Origin of the sequence: Pedobacter jeongneungensis (genome assembly GCF_000633455.1) — a bacterium.
Classification (GTDB): Bacteria; Bacteroidota; Bacteroidia; order Sphingobacteriales; family Sphingobacteriaceae; genus Pedobacter; species Pedobacter jeongneungensis_A.
In genome coordinates this window covers 160,767-181,018 of the sequence record NZ_AYMG01000008.1, presented here as the reverse complement: position 1 = coordinate 181,018, position 20,252 = coordinate 160,767, and the positions used below count along the sequence as shown (strand labels likewise).

The 20,252-nt window shown below is 39.9% G+C and carries 30 protein-coding genes and 1 tRNA gene; 3 read left to right on the top strand and 28 right to left on the bottom strand.

Features of this window, described 5'->3' with window-relative positions; all coding sequences use genetic code 11:
- The first annotated feature begins 73 nt into the window (after nt 1–73).
- A tRNA-Ile gene (locus tag U859_RS0107320) sits at nt 74–147 on the top strand.
- A 22-nt stretch (nt 148–169) separates the two neighbouring features.
- The gene (locus tag U859_RS0107315) at nt 170–1,516 is read left to right on the top strand and encodes a tyrosine-type recombinase/integrase (protein ID WP_025142757.1); all 1,347 of its coding nucleotides are present in this window, start codon (nt 170–172) and stop codon (nt 1,514–1,516) included.
- A gap of 80 nt (nt 1,517–1,596) precedes the next feature.
- Here the strand turns inward: U859_RS0107315 and U859_RS0107310 are convergent, their stop codons facing one another.
- The 26 genes from U859_RS0107310 to U859_RS0107170 all read right to left on the bottom strand — a co-directional run bounded on the left by U859_RS0107310 (nt 1,597) and on the right by U859_RS0107170 (nt 16,776).
- Complete coding sequence (locus U859_RS0107310; RefSeq protein ID WP_162799894.1) at nt 1,597–1,878, bottom strand: hypothetical protein; 282 nt, start codon at nt 1,876–1,878, stop codon at nt 1,597–1,599.
- Nucleotides 1,844–2,101 carry a hypothetical protein gene (locus U859_RS0107305; protein WP_025142755.1) on the bottom strand — a complete coding sequence of 86 codons (258 nt, stop codon included), beginning with the start codon at nt 2,099–2,101 and terminating at the stop codon, nt 1,844–1,846. The genes U859_RS0107310 and U859_RS0107305 overlap by 35 nt, the downstream gene beginning before the upstream one ends.
- Nucleotides 2,102–2,118: 17 nt before the next feature.
- Nucleotides 2,119–2,346: a hypothetical protein gene (locus U859_RS0107300; protein ID WP_025142754.1), complete on the bottom strand. Its 228-nt coding sequence runs from the start codon at nt 2,344–2,346 to the stop codon at nt 2,119–2,121.
- Between the two features lies 1 nt (nt 2,347).
- Nucleotides 2,348–4,048 carry a hypothetical protein gene (locus U859_RS0107295; RefSeq protein ID WP_025142753.1) on the bottom strand — a complete coding sequence of 567 codons (1,701 nt, stop codon included), beginning with the start codon at nt 4,046–4,048 and terminating at the stop codon, nt 2,348–2,350.
- Nucleotides 4,049–4,050: 2 nt separating this feature from the next.
- Entirely contained in the window at nt 4,051–4,344 is a 294-nt protein-coding gene (locus U859_RS0107290) for a hypothetical protein (RefSeq protein ID WP_025142752.1), read from the bottom strand.
- A gap of 2 nt (nt 4,345–4,346) precedes the next feature.
- A complete protein-coding gene (locus U859_RS0107285) occupies nt 4,347–5,759 on the bottom strand; it encodes a DUF5977 domain-containing protein (RefSeq protein WP_025142751.1) in 1,413 nt (470 codons plus the stop codon).
- The gene (locus tag U859_RS0107280; RefSeq protein WP_025142750.1) at nt 5,759–6,184 is read right to left on the bottom strand and encodes a hypothetical protein; all 426 of its coding nucleotides are present in this window, start codon (nt 6,182–6,184) and stop codon (nt 5,759–5,761) included. Before U859_RS0107280 ends, U859_RS0107285 begins: the two co-directional genes overlap by 1 nt.
- Before the next feature lie 108 nt (nt 6,185–6,292).
- The gene (locus tag U859_RS30970; protein ID WP_025142749.1) at nt 6,293–6,757 is read right to left on the bottom strand and encodes a glycoside hydrolase family protein; all 465 of its coding nucleotides are present in this window, start codon (nt 6,755–6,757) and stop codon (nt 6,293–6,295) included.
- A gap of 64 nt (nt 6,758–6,821) precedes the next feature.
- On the bottom strand, nt 6,822–7,331 hold the full coding sequence (locus U859_RS30965) for a lysozyme (protein ID WP_025142748.1): 510 nt from the start codon (nt 7,329–7,331) through the stop codon (nt 6,822–6,824).
- A complete protein-coding gene (locus U859_RS31955; RefSeq protein ID WP_162799893.1) occupies nt 7,331–7,489 on the bottom strand; it encodes a hypothetical protein in 159 nt (52 codons plus the stop codon). Before U859_RS31955 ends, U859_RS30965 begins: the two co-directional genes overlap by 1 nt.
- A complete protein-coding gene (locus tag U859_RS0107260; RefSeq protein ID WP_025142747.1) occupies nt 7,489–7,977 on the bottom strand; it encodes a hypothetical protein in 489 nt (162 codons plus the stop codon). The genes U859_RS31955 and U859_RS0107260 overlap by 1 nt, the downstream gene beginning before the upstream one ends.
- Before the next feature lie 127 nt (nt 7,978–8,104).
- On the bottom strand, nt 8,105–8,533 hold the full coding sequence (locus U859_RS0107250; protein WP_025142746.1) for a hypothetical protein: 429 nt from the start codon (nt 8,531–8,533) through the stop codon (nt 8,105–8,107).
- On the bottom strand, nt 8,530–9,867 hold the full coding sequence (locus U859_RS0107245; protein WP_025142745.1) for a hypothetical protein: 1,338 nt from the start codon (nt 9,865–9,867) through the stop codon (nt 8,530–8,532). Before U859_RS0107245 ends, U859_RS0107250 begins: the two co-directional genes overlap by 4 nt.
- Nucleotides 9,860–10,246, bottom strand: coding sequence for a hypothetical protein (locus tag U859_RS0107240; RefSeq protein WP_025142744.1), 387 nt, complete (start codon nt 10,244–10,246; stop codon nt 9,860–9,862). Before U859_RS0107240 ends, U859_RS0107245 begins: the two co-directional genes overlap by 8 nt.
- Nucleotides 10,243–10,659 (bottom strand): hypothetical protein, encoded by a 417-nt coding sequence (locus U859_RS0107235; RefSeq protein ID WP_025142743.1) that lies wholly within the window; start codon nt 10,657–10,659, stop codon nt 10,243–10,245. The genes U859_RS0107240 and U859_RS0107235 overlap by 4 nt, the downstream gene beginning before the upstream one ends.
- Before the next feature lie 10 nt (nt 10,660–10,669).
- Nucleotides 10,670–11,434, bottom strand: coding sequence for a hypothetical protein (locus U859_RS0107230; protein WP_025142742.1), 765 nt, complete (start codon nt 11,432–11,434; stop codon nt 10,670–10,672).
- 61 nt (nt 11,435–11,495) lie between these two features.
- Entirely contained in the window at nt 11,496–11,660 is a 165-nt protein-coding gene (locus U859_RS31950) for a hypothetical protein (protein ID WP_162799892.1), read from the bottom strand.
- A gap of 180 nt (nt 11,661–11,840) precedes the next feature.
- On the bottom strand, nt 11,841–12,050 hold the full coding sequence (locus U859_RS0107220) for a hypothetical protein (protein WP_025142741.1): 210 nt from the start codon (nt 12,048–12,050) through the stop codon (nt 11,841–11,843).
- A 23-nt stretch (nt 12,051–12,073) separates the two neighbouring features.
- The gene (locus tag U859_RS0107215) at nt 12,074–12,259 is read right to left on the bottom strand and encodes a hypothetical protein (RefSeq protein WP_025142740.1); all 186 of its coding nucleotides are present in this window, start codon (nt 12,257–12,259) and stop codon (nt 12,074–12,076) included.
- A gap of 5 nt (nt 12,260–12,264) precedes the next feature.
- Complete coding sequence (locus U859_RS0107210) at nt 12,265–12,828, bottom strand: ATP-binding protein (protein WP_025142739.1); 564 nt, start codon at nt 12,826–12,828, stop codon at nt 12,265–12,267.
- Between the two features lie 144 nt (nt 12,829–12,972).
- Nucleotides 12,973–13,176: a hypothetical protein gene (locus tag U859_RS0107205; RefSeq protein WP_025142738.1), complete on the bottom strand. Its 204-nt coding sequence runs from the start codon at nt 13,174–13,176 to the stop codon at nt 12,973–12,975.
- Between the two features lie 222 nt (nt 13,177–13,398).
- Nucleotides 13,399–13,701 carry a hypothetical protein gene (locus tag U859_RS0107195; RefSeq protein ID WP_025142737.1) on the bottom strand — a complete coding sequence of 101 codons (303 nt, stop codon included), beginning with the start codon at nt 13,699–13,701 and terminating at the stop codon, nt 13,399–13,401.
- Nucleotides 13,702–13,711: 10 nt separating this feature from the next.
- Nucleotides 13,712–14,245, bottom strand: coding sequence for a hypothetical protein (locus tag U859_RS0107190; protein ID WP_025142736.1), 534 nt, complete (start codon nt 14,243–14,245; stop codon nt 13,712–13,714).
- On the bottom strand, nt 14,245–14,637 hold the full coding sequence (locus U859_RS0107185) for a hypothetical protein (RefSeq protein WP_025142735.1): 393 nt from the start codon (nt 14,635–14,637) through the stop codon (nt 14,245–14,247). The genes U859_RS0107190 and U859_RS0107185 overlap by 1 nt, the downstream gene beginning before the upstream one ends.
- Entirely contained in the window at nt 14,637–14,951 is a 315-nt protein-coding gene (locus tag U859_RS0107180) for a hypothetical protein (RefSeq protein WP_025142734.1), read from the bottom strand. Before U859_RS0107180 ends, U859_RS0107185 begins: the two co-directional genes overlap by 1 nt.
- Before the next feature lie 967 nt (nt 14,952–15,918).
- Nucleotides 15,919–16,776, bottom strand: a complete 858-nt coding sequence (locus U859_RS0107170; protein WP_162799891.1) for a hypothetical protein — start codon at nt 16,774–16,776, stop codon at nt 15,919–15,921.
- 116 nt (nt 16,777–16,892) lie between these two features.
- Between U859_RS0107170 and U859_RS0107165 the strand changes: the two genes are divergently transcribed.
- Nucleotides 16,893–17,225 (top strand): hypothetical protein, encoded by a 333-nt coding sequence (locus tag U859_RS0107165; RefSeq protein ID WP_162799890.1) that lies wholly within the window; start codon nt 16,893–16,895, stop codon nt 17,223–17,225.
- Between the two features lie 254 nt (nt 17,226–17,479).
- Here the strand turns inward: U859_RS0107165 and U859_RS30960 are convergent, their stop codons facing one another.
- On the bottom strand, nt 17,480–19,882 hold the full coding sequence (locus U859_RS30960) for a primase-helicase family protein (protein ID WP_025142731.1): 2,403 nt from the start codon (nt 19,880–19,882) through the stop codon (nt 17,480–17,482).
- A complete protein-coding gene (locus tag U859_RS0107150; RefSeq protein ID WP_025142730.1) occupies nt 19,875–20,129 on the bottom strand; it encodes a helix-turn-helix domain-containing protein in 255 nt (84 codons plus the stop codon). Before U859_RS0107150 ends, U859_RS30960 begins: the two co-directional genes overlap by 8 nt.
- Nucleotides 20,130–20,252: the final 123 nt, after the last annotated feature.

Below are 20,252 nucleotides of genomic sequence, written 5' to 3'. Positions count from 1 at the left end.
CCCAAAAACATTTTCGAAAATTCAATCCAAATTTGTAACATTGCACTCGCAAAAAAGGATTATCCTTTTTTCCGGGCCTATAGCTCAGCTGGTTAGAGTAGAAGACTCATAATCTTTTGGTCCCTGGTTCGAGCCCAGGTGGGCCCACAATTTTTAAGTAAAACCGCCTTTGAATGGCTTTAAAGGCGGTTTTCTTACTGCAAAATCACTGTTAATTTTCATCAGAAGTTCAATTCCTGATAGTTTACTGCAAACTTTTAAGGCTATGAAATCTGTTATTCAAAAAATTAGCTATCAAATCAGACCTTATCCAACCATTCAAAAAAAGACTGGGAAACATGCATTTGGTTTACAGATAGTAATTGACGGTGATCCGAGAATGTTACCAATCGAAATTTATTGGTTTAAAGACGAATTTGATTTAGTTAGTGAAACTTTTAAATATTCTGATTTGAACGCCGACAAATTACGTGACATGAACTTCGCCATTGCAAAGGAGAAAAGCCGTGCCAATGATATTTTAATGCGCTACAGGCTCACTGATAGATTAATTACACACAAACAGTTTAGATGGGAATTTACAAACTATGCAAGCCGGGATAACATGCATGATTGGCTCGCGAACAGAGCGGATAAAATGTTGAGCGATGGAGAAATAAAATTGCCTTCGAGAACTACATATACAACGAAATTCGCAAGATTTAAAAGCTTTTACCCTGGTTCATTGGCTATTTCTGATATAAATAGCGGGCTTATTCTCAAATTTGACAACTACTTACGATCCAGTTATGCATTTAACACAGTAATTGGCACGCATAAAACTTTTAGAAAATTTTTCACTCTAGCCGTAAACGAGGGATTGATTCCCGAAAGCCCTTACATTGGCATTAAAATCAAGAACTCCTATAAAGAGGGGGAAAGGGAATGTTTAGAACCAAGTGAGTTAATCCAGTTAATTAGCCTTTTTAAAGAAAAAGACCTTTTGACTGAAACCCAACTTAACATTTTGGAAATGTATGTTTTCGCGGCAACTTCGGGCGGTTATAGATTTTCTGAACTCCAAATACTGCACAGCAAACACATTAAGTTTGGTGTGTTAAGGTTGGATACGGTTAAAGGTGAAGATAGCGGGGTAAGTCTAAAAGTCGATTTGCCTGATATAGGAAAAAAAATTGTTGAAGGTAGAAAAGGGCTTATTTTTAAGCCTGTAGTTGAGCAAACCGCAAATAAAACATTAAAAGTTTTAATGTCAATGGCCGGAATAAATAAACACATTACTTTCCATTCGGCCAGGGATACTTTTGGAACGTTCTACGTTTATTATGGTGGTGATATAACAGTTTTGAGTAAGGATATTTTCAAACATTCTAAACTCGAAACTACGATGATCTATCAAAAAAAGAGTTCTGAAATGAAACGTCGGGATATGCAAAATTTCAATAGATTTACACTTCCTACCTTTGGATCCGACATCGTTCTTAATGACGGTTCTCGAGATAATTCCGATCAACCATAGTTATTTCCATCTTTGTTGGCCATACTCGTTATTTATAACTATACTTCAGCAAAAAAGCCACCTAATGTGGTGGCTTTCGATCAGTTTTGCTGTGTTACAGTAACGGTTTGTTCGACCGGCTTTTTATATTCGAACAGGTAAAATTCGATTTTGCTTACCCGTTTATCGATTGCGTTATCCTTTTCAGTTTTGCTATCCATCTTCTGGTTCATAGTGTTTACCGTGGTGATCAGGTTATCGACTTTATCGGTATAGTTCAATGAATTGATGTAAGAACCGCCAAAATACGTGATGATTGAAAGCAGGTAAGGTAAAAAGGCGATAAGCTTATTTTGCTGGTTCGGCGCTGTCATCGGCTGCATCCTCCTTTGTTAACTGAGCAATGGTGATTGCGGCACCGGACATTGACGCAACGATTGTTGCAATTGTGGTAACAGCTGCCGGTACAGCAAAGCCGCCCGTTAAAACCGTTCCTGCGATTACACCGGCTATTGCAGCGTATTTTTGGAACCTTTTCCAAAAGCTTGGTGTTTTGGAAGTGGCGCGATCAACCAGGTTACCGATTGATAAGTTGTCATTTTTCATTGTTTAGTTTGTTTGGTTTATAAAAATCTTGTTTCTGTCCACTGGAAAGCATACAACGGGAAATCTTTAAAGGTGATGCTCATACCGTTAATCTGCGTGGTTTCCTGAACGATCTTTTCGGCATCATTAAGCTCATAAATTAGTGCCATGCCCTCTATTTTCGTAGTTTCCATCGGGAACGACCTTTCTAAGTAGTCCTGTTCAAAGATCAGGGCAGCACCGAAAAACTGTGTTACCTCTTCCATTTTATGGCCTTAAGTTGTTTACACGGATCATGTATTTTACCTGTATAAATTTTGCGTTTATCGGAAATTCTTTTCCTTCACCACGAACATAGTCGGGGTCACCATTACCGCGAATGATTTCGCCCAGCCTTGTATCTCCAACGTTGTTGGAACTGAACTTAACATGCGGTTCATAGTGCTGGTAACTCTGATCGGTCATTGCTTCAATAAGGGTACCGGTTCCGGTAAAACTATCTGTGTTAACCGCCTTGAACGTTTTATTTGTGTGTTCTACACCGTTATAGGTTATTGTTCCGTTAACGTAATACCAGTAACCGGCAGTCAGTGGATTCCCAGCATTTTTTTGGTTCCCGCCGTTACTGAACCGCGCCATAATCGTATGCCTTTGCGGCGCTTCGAGTATTTCCCTGCAAACCCCGTCCGATTCAGTTGTAAAACTTGTTACCCCTGTTGTAGTAAATTTTTCCCCTGGCTGAATGGTGCTGCCGTTATAAACAATGGCGGCATTTTCTACCTGGTAAGGTGTTACCGGGCTTAGGTTGATGCCGGCGGCAACGGTAGTTGTTGCAAGGTCGGCGATACTGTCAATATACTGCCCGTTCCTGTCCGCGTTAAAGCCGTACAAAGGTGCCTGCAACAGCTCCCTTTGATTTAGGTTAGGTATTACCTTTGTTTCGATAACCGCATCCTGTGTCTTATTGGTCAGTTCGATACTGTTTTCATTTATGGTCAGGTTGACGTTAGTATCCGCGTCGAAACCGCTTTCACTTTCCAAAGTTGAAGCTTTTAAAGATTGACCTATCGAAACTGCCCCGATATAAGTTCCAAAATACGAAAGGTTTTTAGCCGGACTGTCAAATGCCAGGCTATAATCACCGATTCCAGGGTTATTGAATTTTGGATTAGCAAACATGCAGTGTGTCCATCCAGCACGGTTTATTTTTGGGTTTACAGACTGCGCCCATTCCAAAAAATCGGTAAGGCTTTCAATTGCCACAGGCTCACCACCGGAGACCGAAAAAGTACAGTTGTGAAAAAGTGAATAATCAACGTCAGGAATTTCACCGTAAGTAAAATCGATGTGGCAGTTTGAGAAGATTGAAAAATAAGCGGAGTTCCATATATTCTCAGGATCACTGTACACTTGTATTTTTGAGCAGGAAACGAAAGTGTTTTGACCTGTAGTATTTACACGTCTGGAGCTTGATCCGTTAACCCTGATTGTTGAAGTTGACGAAACTATATTGTTCGAAAAGCTAGAATCATTTAGCTGGCCGTTTTTCATTTCCAACGTACAAAACCTACATTGGTCTAAAACAAAGTTGTTATAACTGTTTATAAATTTCAGTCCAAAAATCCGCACGGTAACATTATCCTCACCGATTATTGAATTGTCTACCGTCACATCACCATCAGCGTAATAGGAGTAATGAGATGGTCGTGCAATCATACCTCTGTAAGTTCCTGATGACAGAATGCAAAGCCATGATCCATGGGCGATATTTGGAGTTCCCGAAATGCTTTTCCACGGGCGCTTCGGACTTCCATCCCCTAGTTCATCATTACCCGAAAGACTTGTAAAGGCAAAACCGGAAACGGCTGTTCCCTGATTTATTGTACTAAAATTACTTAGCCTAATATCATCATTAAACGGATATTTTCTTACCAATCCCGCTTGATCTGTCCAATTGAAAGTAGCCATAATTAATTATCTGTGCATTTAAGTTTAACGTTTGCGGATGCTGTCATTAAATCATCGTAAGTGAATGAGACAAAAACACGGTCGCCCGCGTTGTAAGCGAAAGGGTAGGTCTGATCATCTACAGGATAAGCGCCTGCCAATCCGGTTTTAAGTTTAGCGGTGTGAGCGCCCGATAAAATAACCTGGTTAATTACACCCGAATTTTCCATGTAAATAGAAACTTCGTTCACCCCAATCGGGTTAACCTGGTACGATACAACTTTGGCATCGCTTAATTTTAAATATCTATTTTTCATAATTATGATTGCGAAATAATATCGTGCCCATCGACTACATTTGGTGTAGGAACCGTGATAACCAGGTTAGTTACATAATGTGTGTTGGAAGAATACGAATAAAGGTTTAGCGAACTTAATTCAGCGGCAAGTGTTCGCGTAGCACCGATATTTGACGGGCTAACATCTCCCGTTAACGGATTAAGCACACCGCTCCAGGTGAACTGTAGTCCTTCACTTACACTTACCTCTTCACCATTTTCATCGGTTAGAGTAACCGAGATTTGACGGATTTCGCCGACACCACCGCTTAGGGTTAAATAATATTTTGGCAGGTTAACTGTACATGTCGCGCCGTTTTCAGGATCGTTTGCAAAAGCCTGTCCTTCGGTTGCAAAGTCTGGATCATTAGCGGCCTTGTTATCTGCATCAGACTGGCTAATGTCTGACTGATAATTTTTCGTAAACGGTATAGCTGATCCGGTTGAACCGGCAGCACAATTATTACGTATAAAGCTTTGTGTCCTTTGTGCGTAGTAACGCTGTGCCGGCACGCTGCAAGTTCCACCGTTTGACGGATTATTTGCAAATGCCTGTCCTTCGCTTGCAAAGTTAGGATCATTAGCGGCTGCATCATCAGCGGCCTGTTGAGTAGAGCCGGTATAGTTTTTTACAAATGGTACAGACGAACCTATTTCGCCGGAAGCGCAATCATTACGCGTAAAGCTTTGCGACCTTTGTGCCGAAAATGACGGCGCTGTAGAACAGGTAGCACCGTTTGTAGGATCATTTGCCCACGCCTGACCTTCTGTTGCAAAATTTGCATCGTTTGCGCGCTGATTGTTTGCATCAACCTGGCTGATCGTTGATGTATAGGTTTTTTCGAATGTTACCGATGATCCGATTGAGCCAATACCGCAATTATTGCGCGTAAAGTTCTGCGATCTGGTTGCAGTAAAGACGGTTCCGTTGTCATCTTCGATTTTTGGATTATAATCAACGTTAATGAAATACGGATCAGGTTCCGAAACTCCGATAGTTACCGGAAGATCACCAGAAACGGCTTGCAATTTTACTTCGCCGTTAAGTTCTATTACCAAATAGCATTCGGTTGACTGGCATGTGAAATTTTGTTTCAACTGGTGCTTTGGTCTCGTATTTAGCGGCAATACACCCAAAATGAGTTCAGAACCTACAAAATTCGACTTAACGCCAAATTGCCCTGCAAGGAACAAAATAGCCTTATCCGGATAACTCATCATATCAAGTTTATACTGAATATTGATCTGCTCATCGAAGATATTTAGGCTTTTTTCCGGCAGGTCTAACCAGTCGCCCAGATCAGAGGCCAATAACACACCGTCACCAGGTGAACCGTTACCACCACCGGTATTAAAGACCGGTATCTGATAAACTCGTTTTTTGTTGTATTCCATTACATTAAATATTGAACCTGAACTTTGTGAGCTTTGTTATCGGCTGATACAATCCTGAAACGGCGGATATTTTCGGTACCAACAATTTCGAAAATACTTAAATGTGTCATCGGTAAACCGTCAGTAGGCGTAGGTAAACTACCATCCTGCCAGTGACGCGCTATAATCGCATTTGGAGCTGCGCCGTCTGCCGCTTCCAATACCACTATGGCAGAGTTTGCGTAAGTTCCCTGGTGCAGCTTCATTACTTTGTTTTCGCCCACCGGTGTCGATTCATTCGTGTTTAACAAAAAAGTTGTATTGGTAACGCCGACGATACCTTTGTTCCCCAGTTGTGCGGGAACGTAATTTTCTGGTGCAGATATTTCGTCAGCTGGTATGGCCGGTGGTAGTACCCCGATGGTTTCTTCGCCTATGTAACCCATTTTTAAGTTTTTTTAAAAGAGACCGGGCGCAACCGATTCCCTATTATACACCGGTGAATGCTTGGTTACGCCCATTTTTAAGTCTGCTTGGTTTATGTTTGTTTGGTTTTATACTTTGATGTTATCAATGTGGTACACCTGGCCGGTTGTTGCCAAAAGTGCATCAACCTTCCTGGCCTTTTTGTTGTATTTATTCGATGGCAGCGCCATAAGCATTTTTGCAACCCTCGAAACAGACGCCCCTAAGTTTATGGCCTGAACGATACCCCTTAAATAAAGATTCTTTGAGTTGTACTGGTAAAAAGTAGATACCAGCGCATCGTACAAATTTTGGTTTACCTCCGTTTTTAAAATGGTATTCAAATAGGCAGTTTTTTCTTCCACATCCTGAACCAGGTAGGCGTCTGCCTGTGCCTGGGAAATTCTGGCACCTGCTCGGTCTAATGTCGGCGTCCTGTCGCAATAATGCCCCCAACCGATAGTATAGTGTTTTTCACCAGGTAAACGGTAAGAAACTAAACTGCATCTTTCCCTGTTTTTTATTGCCTGTATTGCGTTTTCGGAAGGTCTCATTTTTTAACTGTTCTGTAGATGATGTATGTTGCCAGAATTGCAGCCAAAACGACCACAATTACCGTTATGCCTTTTTTTTTACTGAAGTATCGCCGGAAATAGCGTTAACAGATCCGGACTGAAACAAAGCTGATTCTCGTTTCCTGCGCGCTACTAATGTTGTGTTTACCTGTAAAGCACCGTTTACCGTCCACTTATGGTACTGGCTTAAATGCGCCATTGTTTTTGCAACATCACCTTTACTGGTGTTCCAGGTATTAAGGACTTTTGAAGCTGCACCAGTACCGGCATTGTATGCAAAGCTTACCATGGCATCAAACTGATTCTGATTTAATGGTATTTTAGCGTTATTGTTGACAGCTGCTTCATAGGATTTTAAATCCTTAATTAGCATTGCGGTTGCCTGTGCTTCGGTCAAAACTGCTGTCAATAGATTACTTTCGTTTGGCCTGATCTGATGACCATAACCGATGGAATATTGCTGAACCTTATTGATAAATCCGTCCTTATATTTCTTCGGCATAAAGCCCTCTTCTTTTTTGATCTGGGCAATGATATTTGCTGATGAAACCATTATAAATTCTTTAAAAGTGTACGGCTGATCAACAGAACAACCAATGCGGCAATTACCGCAATAGCTGCCAGGTCGATCATATTTTCTTTACTGATCTTAACCTCAACGGTTACTTTGGGCAGTTCGCCCTTGTTTACTAAATCACTTATTACGCTCATTATCCGATTAGGTTAAGTTCAATTAATCTGCTCAATAGCCCTGGTACGGTTTCACTGTCATCGTAAAAACTTCCCTGGTTGTTAAATGCAGCATGTGTGCTTATCTTGCGGTTTCTGATGCTTTCCCAGCGCTGAACGGTTTTTCTTAAGCTATCGTCACCCAGGTTCATGATCGTTCTGGTATTGTAGATTAGTTCAGGTGTAGCAGCTTTGATACTACCCGCCTTCATCTTATTTACAATTTCCTCGATCTTATCAAGCCAGGTAGCGTATTGCTTAATCTGGTCATCGCTCGATTTGCTCATATCAGTGCTGAAACCCGCATTAATCTTTGCGGCAACCGACTGATTTATCGGTGCTGTCTTTGCAGCTGCAGCAACGTCAGTTCCACCTTTCTTTTTCCTTAAAAAAAGGTAGACTATTGCACCAATCGCACCTACAATTAGGAGGCTTAGTGCAATAGCTCCGCTGGTATCTTTGGTTTCCATCTTAGGCAACTTTTTTAACCAACGAATATTTTTTCCAAAGGAAATAACCGGCTGCAATTACTACAGCAGCAATGATCAGGTATTTTGTGTTGTTTGACATTTTGATTTTTTGTTAAAAGGTTCTTAATTATTGTAATCTTAAACTTTTGAGGCGTTTAATAGCTTTGTCTTTATATCCGAGGCCATAGTTGTAGTATGCTTCGTCGCTAATCCATTTGGTTAATGATCCACTGCCTTTCGAGCCATATTTTGTGTTAAAGGCATTGTAAACGGCGATAACCATATTGTCGGTAGGTAATTCGTAAAGCTTTCTAAATGTTGCGTCTTTAGTTCCGCTTAATGTGAATAGACCGTCCATGACATCAAACAGTTCTTCAGCCAGTGTATTCGGATTGAAGTTTTTTGTCATTACCCCCTGATCATCGATGTACGGAACATCTGGAATAATGGTTAACCCTGCTTTTTTGCCGTTTTTCCAGATGAAATAAACCACAACACCTAAAAGGATCACCGGAAGTATAAACTTGTTCAGATCGGTTAATTTTGGCGCTGTCATGGTTTCTTTTTTTGTTTGATGTAGTAAAAGATTAATCCAGCTACCGCGATTGCCGCAATGATGTAAAGGAGTGTATTAGATTTCGATCCGTTAGAGGTGATTAAAACTTTTTGTCCGTTAGGCAGTGTCTGGTAAGATTCACCATCGCTACCATATTCAGTTTCGCCAAAACCACCGGTACCCAATCCGCCAAAACCACCTGATCCAAAGCCACCACCTGCATTTTGTGATGCAATGTAACCAGCTAAATCGCCGTTACTTGCTCCTACAGAAAGGTTTGGCTGCCTATTGCTTTTTACCGCATTTATAACAGCTGCACCGGCAGTAGCAATAGCGGCGATACCGTTGGCAACCTTTTCAAAACCTGTGCCTGGTGTACCGTTACTGGTCTCCTCCGTCGGATCACTCGTTTTGGGCTTTCCAGCAGCATTGAAGCTTAACGGATTCCCGATAGCCACAGGATTATAAAATGCACCTAAACCAACCGGTTTGATATTGTTTGAATAGGATAGATTCCCGAAATTGGTATTCATAGAACTTACCTTATAAGGAGTCTGCTTACCATTGTATGGAGTGAAACCGAATGTTTGCCCCATTGGAGCAATTGTATTATTACCCAGAATACCAGCGTTGCCGAATGAAAAATTGCTTATTTCGGGTTCATTCACAAACTTATGTCCTATCGGCTTAAACATTTGATTTCCTTGCAGGCCAATAAAGAAATCGGATTTGTCAGGATCGAGGCCGATGTAATAATCCATTTTGATTTTGTCGGCCAATCTTGCGCCGCTCGGTTTGCGATAAAGAAATGATCCCGCCGGAGGTGGCGCAATATTTTTGACAACTTCATCCAAAAACGAAAGATCGCCGTTCCATTGCCCCAAATATTCGAAATCGTTACCATCCTTATCAGACAAAACTTTAACATTTGGTTTTGCTACCCTCATTTTTGTTGCCGGTAGCTTTGATAGGTCGGCGCTTGGTTTTTTACCACGATTTTTATCGCCTGTGAACGAAAAAATATTATTGTCATCGTAGTAAAACGCGTTTGTATCTCCGTTTTCGTCGTCGTCATCTTCACTCGCTGTGATGATGTTTGTCGCGCCGACAGCTGTAACGCCCAAAGCGTTCATTTTTTTTACTTCCGCTTCGGGAAGGTTCATCGGGTTGTACAATGGGCCATTTGCAATGATCTCGGCAGAAGTCGGCAGATTCGCTGCAAACGTTGCTTGCGCTTCCTCTGGTGACATTACCTTTCCGAATGGTGTATTAGATAGGCCGTATTGATTTTTGGCCTCTCTTTTTTTCTTGCTCAATAAAGATGTGTTACCCATTTTTATAAATTTTCTTGTTGCCGTAATGGCCGTAATCGTAAGCTTTCGCCCGCTGTAGCTGTAGATACATGCGCCAGTGGTGTTCGGGGTTTTCCTCGTTAAGTACACTGGTCAATACCTTTACCGATTGATTCAAGGAATAGCCCAGATCGGCGTATTCTTTGAAAGCTTTTGCATCAGCAGTTACTTCGTCGGTAGTTTGCAGCTCTACATGTGCTTTTTCGTGCAGCATTACAAACAGCCTATGTTCCTTTGGCATCGCTTTCATGTGGCGGACACTTACGAACATTTCACCGGTACGGCGGTTTACCCTTGCAGGTGTAGCGCCTAAATCGGCTACCCTGGTTATTTTTGTTATCCCTTTTGCCCAGCCTGTCATTGTTTTTTACGGAATAGTAGAACACCTACGAGAATTAATAACAGTATTGCCAGTATGATAAACAGTTTGCGGTCTATGCCGAAAACCCTCTCTGTAGCGCCGTTTTGATTTCCATCAACCGAAACACTTACATTTTGGCCATTTACGATGTTAGTTGGATTACCCTTTACTGCTGAAATCACCTTTGCAAGTGTCTGTGTGCCACTTGCTACCATGTTCATGATTTCTGCAAAGGATTTCTTTGGTTTTTCATCACCGGTGGCATTACTGATCGGTAAGGGTTCTGTTCCGTAACGTTTTAACAGGTTTTGCAGGTTACGAGGTGTTACCGGCATATCGTAACCGTAAAGGTTAAATAGTTGCGCAACGCTCTGTGGCTCCTGCGCAACTATTTTGATTATTGCGGTATCCATTTAGGATTTACTACCCGATAAATTTAGAAACTACAGCTGCACCACCTGCGTTTTCAATATTGGTTTTTGCAGTCTCCACTTTCGAACGCAAAGCTTTAGAGATATTCAATGATACACCGATCATAAAGGTAATAACAACAGTTGTGCTACCTAAAACGGTGTACCTAACTTTGTGTTCGTTAGTTAAATAAAACGGCTCAGGGATCGTTAAGATAGCTGTGTTAAAGTTTCCTTCACTTGCGTAGATACCTGGTGTGATCACTTTCGATGAGTGGTTTTGGAAAGGAGATTCTTTTACTAGCGTGAGTGCCTGATCCATCTGTGCCAGATTCTGGGTTGCGATTTTAATACCGCTTACCACCGATGGGAATTTATCGATAAATGCGTTGAAAAACTCGACAGGACCAGGTGAACCTGATTGAGCAGAAAGACCGGCATTGCCAGATGTATCGTTAAAAGCACCTGTTACCATTAAACCTACAGCATTACGGATTAGACCAGGGCAGATCAAAACTTCACGTGGTGCCGCGTTGGCATTGGTGAAAGTAATAATGAACGGTTTTGCATTCCTTGCAGCTGATGCCAGGGAAACACCGCTACCGGCGAAATCGAGAAACTGGTCACCTTGACCCACATATCCGATACCACCACCGTGGAAATTAGAAAGGTCACCGGCTTCACGCTCTAAATCTTCGGCAGATTTATAGTTGTGGTTTACGAAACGTGGATCAGCGAAGGCAAGAGCGGCTTTACCGCCAAAAATATTCTTTTTCATTTTTTTAGTGTTTGTGATTTTTTAGTTTGTCTGTTTTTTTTAGAAATGAATGGTTTTTGGCCTAGATATAACCAACTGATGGATGGCCTACGAAGCTGGCAGTTTCACCGTTTGCGGTTGTTACTTTTTTTACCAGCCATTTGTTAAGGAGAAAAATAATAACGGCGGCTACAACCGTTGCCACTACAATTGTTGCGGCCTGTTTTTTGTCGATGGAAAGTCCCATTTTTTAAGTGTTTGGTTTGAGTTTTTTGCTTATTTGATTACAAGTTTACGCCAACCTAAAACCCTGGGTAACAGTACGGGAACTTATGTGTTTTCAATTGAATGCAAAGGCATTAAAGGGATGTTTTGGTCATAAAAAAAGCCCCCGATTTTTGGGAGCTTTTTAAGAGATTGTAGCTTATCACATTTTCATGAAGTTGTCGCCGCCTATATACATTTCCAGAGTTTCGCGTTTAATGTGGTGTACGGCACCATCATCTGGGTTGATTATCGCCGGACTTCTGTTTTCATCCTTATCACGCGTGTAAAACCCACATATCCAATCATCGGAATCTTTTAGCTTTGCAGTGAAAAACGTTTTGCCAAAAAGATCGTTGTCAGGTGTTTTCATAGTTATTTGAAGATTGCATATTTTTATGGTTTGCCTAAATGATATACTAATTTTTCCACTTGTGCCGGTGTGTATTTCCGGCCTTTATAGCTGCCTAAATCCACAATAGGTTCAATCCAGGCACGAAAGGTTTTTGCAGTGACATTGTAAAGTGCTTGCAGTTCCTTTTTACTATATGCTTTAACAGTAAATTGAGGCTCTGAACCCATGTTGATTAAACTAATGTTTCGATGGTTAGATTATACCGGATATCTTTTGATGCAGCTACTTTATCGTAAGCTTTTTTAATGTTTTCATAGTTGGGGATACGGTTTTTGAATGTTTTGTCGAAAACCTCTGCTGTTTTAAACAAGGTACAAAAACTGATCATCTCCCAGAAAAAAGGAGGTACACGTTTAAGTGAGTGAAAGGCAAATATAAGATCGCACTGGTACATCCTGTGATCAACCAAAAAGGCCTTTATACTAGGCCTAACATTTCCCGAAATATATTTGGTTGCATCTTCGAAAACAATTAATCCACCATTGAAATCTTTTGCGATTATCTCCAGTGTCTCATCGGTCGGAGTTCCCAAAAGTTTTGCGTGTCCACGTCTGAATAGTTTAACTTGATTAGGTTCTATCGTTTTAAAACTATTATAAGCCGGTGATCCGTTTACATCGATAATAAGCACCTTCGATTCTGTAGGATATTGCGATGCAGTTTTTGCCAGAAAGGTGCTTTTTCCCACGCCTTTGCGGCCTACAACGATAGCGCTATAATGTAAATCCCTTTCCATTATTGCCTGAACCTGGTTACGTACAATCTGTTCGTTTTCTTAACCATAGCCTTATGTCCAATTTCAACCCATTTAGCTTTATTGGCATTCATTTCGTCTAAATCGGAAAATTCACCCTGTAGACACCATTCCAGGCCAAAAGATTTAAGTGTTGTGGGGATAACGGTTTCTGTAGTCTTCATCAGTTAGTTTGTTTTTGGTGATTGTTGCGATTGTTTTTTTATGGCGTTCGATGTGGGCATTGTCACTTAAAAGCCTGTTTTCAGTTAAAATATTGCGGATCATCCTGGGAAGAAAGACAGCCGCAACGCCAAAACCAGCTATGGCGCCAAAAAGTAATCGTTTCATAAATTAAATATTTTTATAAGTACCGAATACAGGTTGTAAAGGTGATCGTATATGAAATTTCTTAATCCCCAGGTGCTATGTACGATCATAATATCATCCCAGAATATCAGGGCAAAGATGAAAACGGCAAAAATTGTTAATGCTAAAACCATGACTAATCCCTGTCTAAGACAATTGAACCCAAAATTATCCCTAACAAAAGCCCAATTATTGATTGATAAATTAATTCTTGCACCGTCTTTTTAGTTTGGCATTGTGGCTGTATCGCAACCTATTGCTGCGTTTACTACCACCATTCCCAACTAGCATCCCGTAAGCTTTTGGTGATAAGCCTGGCGCTCCGTGTTCTATTAAGTCTAGACCGCCACCTTGAAACACTACGCGTTGGTGCCTTTGCTGTCTGGTCTCAATCGCTCCAGATTTCATTTCCTTATAAGTTCCGACAGAGTTGGTTGCAGCAGATGCACCGGCTCCGCCGAACATTAATGCAGAAAGTGCTGCACCGATAATAAATCTTTTATTCATGGTTGTTTGTTTAGTCGTTTACGAATATTGCTGCCCTTTTTAAGAAAACTTCACCGTATGCAAGCATCAATCCCGATAATGGGCTAACCTTCATTTCGGTAGTTTCTGCATAACGAGCAGTGGATGCGACCAACCTACTTTTTTCGCCTTCATCAAAGGGGATGATTTTGATAACCTCTTTATGTTTCAAAAGCTTATCCATAACCGTGTTTTCGGGGCTATTTTTGGGGTAGACAGTACCGCCGGTAGTATCCATCGTTTGCAATAACTCCAATTCACGATCTGTAAAAATCATTTTTTTACGTGCAATTGGAATGATCCATGATTGTAGCCCATCCAGGCAGTTAACTATAGTTTCGGCAATATGTTCAGGCAGCATGTAACCGTGTTCAGGTTCTGAGCGATCCTCTATCACTTCGGGTTCGATTATTTCGACCGGTGCAGGATCGTCCATCACTAGATTACTAGCGGGTTCATCCAATACTGTAATCGGGGTTACCTGAACTTTTTTACTCAGGACATTCCCTAAATCTACACTTTCCATTATGAGCTATATTTTTCGATGATCGGGAATATTGCAGCAACCTGGTTTTTGATTTTTGGATCACTTATCAGTTTTGGAATAAGTGAAACCAATGATAAAGGGTTAACACCATCCTTAAATAGAGGGATGAAATTTAAGAACAAGCCCACCAAAGCGCCTATTTCTTCTTTCTGCCCTAAGTTCTGGGCAATTAACTGTTCAAGTTCGTTTTTATCTACCGGTACCATATCGGTAACATCGATAAGTTTTGTGTTCTGATCTTCCAGGATAATTAATTCCTGGTTATTGTTTTCGGGGTTTTGGTTGTTTTCCATCTTTGTTTCTGCGATTGCTTTTTTTACCTGGTTGATTAGCCGTTTCGGCACCTTTGGATTGTGTTTTACCTTTGTCATTACTCTATTTTGAAGCTTGAAAACACATCGTTTTCATGCAGTTTAATTGAATACAGCATTAAACGGACGATATCGGTACAGCCATTGGCCGCAATTACGTTTTTAAGAAATACAAATTCTTCTGGCGTACAACGGCCACCTATCTGTAAGATTTTAGCATCAGGTTTTTTTAAATGCTGATTTCGGGGTTGTTTAACCGTTTCCGGTACCGCCGTTTGAGCAGCTGGCACCGGAACAGGTACAGCAGACGGATCGGTTTTTTGCTCAACAGCAGTTGCAGCAGGAATTTGGTCTGTGTTTTCGGTTAAAGACATTAGTTTTTTAGTATGTTTGGTTCAGCATTGGGAGTGCTGATATACAAAGATGATACTATGTAAACGGTGTTAGAAACGATCTTGAATAACCTGTTAAAAAAAATGACCGAACAAAATTTTGTACATCGAAATTTATGCAAACGGGAAAACCTGATAAAAAAGAGAAAAAGCGATTTAAATAGAACTGTGATTTTATTTTGCTACAACCTGATTTTTGTTACAAACTGCGTTTTCAGATATTTAAACCTATTTTTTCTGTAACAAAGTGTAGCAAAACACCATTTTTTAAAACATTTTGTAACAAAATGGCCTTTCAGCACTGTAGCAAAATGTAACAAAATACAATTTCCAATTTTTACATTTTGCTACATTTTGCTACAAATATTGCCTCTTAATTTACCTTTAAATCTATTTTTTTCTAGCTGTAACAAAAAGTAACAGAATTTTAATATAAATGAGGAATAATAAATATTTAAACAAAATATTATTTTGTTGCACAAAAAAAATCGTTTCAATATCACCTCTCTCATCACAACAGAGGGGGGCGACGAAAAAAAAATAATCGGTTTGCAAAATAAAAAATAAGGTGTTCAGCTGATGAAAAATCAGCTTCACGGTTTAGATGCGTTTTTTCCGACAGCTACGAAAGGCGTAACGAAAGCGATGCAAACCGTTTCAATTAAGTTGATGTTATGAGAAAGAGCCTAACAATATCCAGAAAAGAATATTAAAGCATCCTTTGGCGAGGTGGCTAAAGTTGTTTGTTTAGATCTAATACCTAGCGAAACAGTTGTTTATGTTATGATTGATAACCGTTTTTTCAGCAAATGGTTAAATACTACAATGGTTGCAGGCATTTTTTAAAGCAACGGACTTTACGGCACGGCAGCAGATTGATCCGTTGGTAGTTATAGTTTCCGACATAGAAAAAACGGTTAAAAACCTGGATCAGTCAAGGCATTTTTATTTATTCTTCGTTTCTTCTTAAAGTTAATCCAATGCTTGCGGAATTTGAAGTTAAGGTTAGTAAATTTTTATCATTAAATTTAAAACTGAATAGTTGATCAATCTTGCTGCCATCATTCACCTTTAAATCAGGCACAAAAAAAACTAAGTTATTATTTTCAGGATTGACCGTAAAACCTTCATACTTGTACAATGTTCCTAATATAGTGACAGAATCTCTGGTAAGTATCCATTCTGTGCCGAATTTAGACTCTCTTGATAGCACCGGTGAATGATAATCAACAGCATACTTTCCGGAAATCCAGTAAGCGTTGGATAAAGCACTCTTACGGTCATTATTCATTACAAATTGTTCTATTTGTTTTTTTGAGTTATATAACTCTTTCTTTAAATCAATTATCGATTCATTTTGCTTATTGATTTCATCATAATTTCTCAATTTTTCTTCAGTTAAATCAGCTGCAATGTTTAATTTATCAGAATAAAGGTTATGGAGTTCCACATATTTTTCTTTTAAAATTATTTCCTTCCCTTGTACCGTTTTAAGGTTATTAGTATCTAAAACATCTATCCATCCGCGGTACCAATGAATAAGATACTTAAACCATGGAAAGCCGAATGTATATATCAATGACGCTGCAATTGGTAAAATTAACATATGCCACCAGCTGGCATGTTTATTAATTAGGTCTATAAATGAACCGTAGCCATCCTTTTTCAATTCTGATTGCTTGTAGAAAATCAATCCAATTGTTATTGGGTAATTATTTACCAACCAAGCAAGAATAAATGATGATGTGAAAGGGTTTGTTAGTCTGTCTTTGAAATCAGATAATACATCCTTGATTGTTTTTTCCATGAGCATTTAATTTATTTTTTAAAAATACAAAAGTAGCCTTTAAATATCTGACTTTGTGAGGTACTTTTGTTATTATGATTATTAAAATAAATTCAACTAAAGGGCTAATAAGCCAATTGCAAGAAGGTACATTAAGTATCGAAAAATTTTTAGAACAACATCTAAATGAAAATACCGAAAAGATTGAAACGGCTCTATTAGATTCCCATTTGGGCGATGGCGGTGCACCATCACTGGATAACTATGAGATTGACGAAGCTGAATTTGATAGCGAAACCTTGAAAGGATCGATTCAGTTCGATTACGTTGTAGGATATTATTTCGGATGCGATGATATGGATAACAGTAGTGAATATGATGTTACCTGTGATTTCGAGATTGATAGGGCAGAACAAAAACTCATTTTAACTTTGCCTGATACTCCCGAACGTGAGCCGGATACCTATTAACTAACGAAAGCCCTGGATAGATCCAAGGCTTTTGTGTCTTAAATAATTCCTTTTGCTTTTTTTAGGAAATTTGTAATCGAGTACAGTTCCACTTTTTGTATTTTTTTGGGATGTTACAAACCCCCTAAGCTTTTTAATCTTATTACTTGTAGCTGTCTTGTTTTTGTGAATTGATCGCCAAAACATCTTTTGCCTGTGCAATTATGGCCGCTTCAACCATTCTTGTGATTATTTTCATATAATTTATTTAAAGGTTAAAAAGGTAAATCATCGACATCAGCCGTTTCCAGTTCCTGAATGCGTGTTTCGCGGTATTCATCGATTTGATGTTTTTTATAAATCTGGCTGAACTCTTTGCGCATTTCTTCCGGCGATAAAAAGTCCTCAACAAAAAATTCATAACAACGGCTGTGCTTAATGGTAAAGGTTTGTCCCAATAAAGTACTTTCTTTGTTATCGATCTTATCAGGGAAACTATAACGAGCATGTTTACTGCTCATATTGAACCTGGCCTGTAGCTGTTCTACAACGTCAGCTTTCCTGAACTTTACGCCGGCATTAGCACTGTTAAGCAAATCCATTAATTCGGTAATGGTGTAAGCCAGGGTGTGGTAACGATATTCGAAAAAAAGATCTTTCATGATTACACGGATTTCTTTCTCTACCCAGCTGCGTGAACTGTTTTTGACTGCTTTTCCTGCTTCGGTATCGAGATAAGCAGGATTAAACCAGTGCCTCGATTCTTTTTTGTGTAATAGGGTGCGATTTTGCAGGTAATCAAGGAAAGCAGGAATTTCCAATATCATTTTATCCAATAAGTCTGGATCATCTTTTGTGATTACGGGTACTTTGTTTACCCAAAAACGTACCTCATCCTTATCGATGGGGGCGAAGTTATCTTCATCGTTACTGGTCATCACAAATTTTGCGAAAAATGGGATTTCCTGCCTGCCCGCATACATCCCGCGAAGCTTGATCGTACTGGCAGTACTCATTGACTTTAACCGCTCCAAAACGCTTTTTTTGTCAATAAATCCCTCGTCAATACCAACGATTAATTTATCAGCCCAATCATCGTTTAAATGATCTTTCAATTCTTCATTACCGATAAATGTGCAATTAGCCTGGAATATCTCTTTAAGCAGCCACAGGAATGTTGATTTACCGGTATTTTTTAACCGGTTAACCAGTGCAACTATAGGAAGCTTTTGGCGAGGGCGTAGGTAAATCAGTTGCAGATAATCTAAAGCAATTTCATAATTGGTATAGCCGGATAGCGTTTTAGCTTCCCCGAAAACGTGTTTTAAATAACCCTCGATTGTTTCCCATTTACCGGCTTCCGGCAGATGATCCAGTTTACTGTAAAGGTTGAAACAACCGGAAATAACCGGTTCATATTGGCCTGTATTGTCGGGTACGTTGCAAAAGGCATCGTATTTATCAATCGTGGAAAGAAAGTTTTTTAACCCTTTTTCGTGTACATAATCCTGGGTAATTTCTGCTTTCTTCCACGGTACACGTTTAGTATCCAAAACGCCCTCTTTGTTCGTATTTGGTACTGTAATGATTTTGAAGTAATCGCAGCCTACACGGATAAATTTAAAACTATCGGCATCCTTAACCAGCTTTAGCCCATCATTAGGGAAATATTTATACCTGGTGCCGAAAAAATTAAATTCCTGGTCGCCGATTTCTTCCATGTGACGGCCATAGAATGCAGCCGGTACACCTTTATGCAGGATAAGGCCAAAATACTTTTTAATCAGGGGGATAGTATCGGCAGAAAGGTTGATCGTGCTAAAAAATGCTTTTGATAGTTTAAGTTTTAACAGGTCGTTAACGATCTGTGGCTCGGAACCGTGACGGTCGAAAAACAGATCGTCAAGACCTTTTGTAGTGTGCAGGAACCTTTCGGAAACGTGCGCGAAATAACAGTCCTTAACCTTTGATTTGGCAACCTCACGAAATTTGATAACTGTATTGCAAAAACCGTTTAAACGTCTCGATAGGTTTTTATCCGGTTCAGTTTCTTTATCCCAATTGAGCGCAAATATATCGGCATCCAACAGCAAAACGAGGTTTTTAACCTTGCATTTATCTATGATGCGCAAAATATCGATATGTAAATCCTTATCTCCATCAGTAAATAAGTCTTTCCCGCCTAATCCGACAATGTCAAGGCCGTGCATACTTCCGGCCTGTGCCTTAAATTCACCCTCAACCAAAACCAGCGTTTCGATTTCGCAACCACCTTCGTACTTATCCAGGATTTCAACCGGAAAGAAGATGTGTGTTCCCGATCCGGCAGGTTGACCGTATTTGTTATCACGGTTTTTGTTTGGGTTGTAACGGATACGAGTAAAAGGCTTAACTTCATCACCATCGATATAGGTTTCCTGCATACCTCCCAAAGCCGGATAGTTGATAATCACATCGTCTGTAGGGCTCGGTGTAAAAATTGGGTGCCAAAAGGTATTGGCGCCTTTAGGTATCGCAAAGCTTTCCTTTTTAGGATCACTGATACCAAGGCGCGCCATACGTTCGGCAAAATATGAATCAGCCGGCAATATTTTTTCTACCGGTTCTTTTTGTTCTGTAGGTAATGCCGAATTTTTAATAAATGCGGCTTTAGCCTCTTTTGTAGTTTTTTTAGCCATTGTTGATTAAGTCCCTTGAAGTAAATAATTCATCCGGTGTACATTTCAACTGGGCAGCGATCCTGTAAAAATCTTCAACAGGGATGCTGAATTTATCACCTATTACCAGGTTCATCCAATTGTTTAGGGTTGAAAAACTTATTCCAAGTTCTGCACAGATTTTATATGAATTACTCCGGGGAGTGCCTGGCATCTTATTGATCCGGCTTTTAATGGTGTACTTTAAATTTTGGCCTGTTTCTTGCATGACGTTTTTTAGTTTGTTTGGAAAATATACCAGCGGTGCACACTCCCAATGTGCAGCCGCTTTTTTTTTGCCGTTAATTGAAAAATGTTAGTGTTATTTTTTGTGCTATGATGATGATGAACA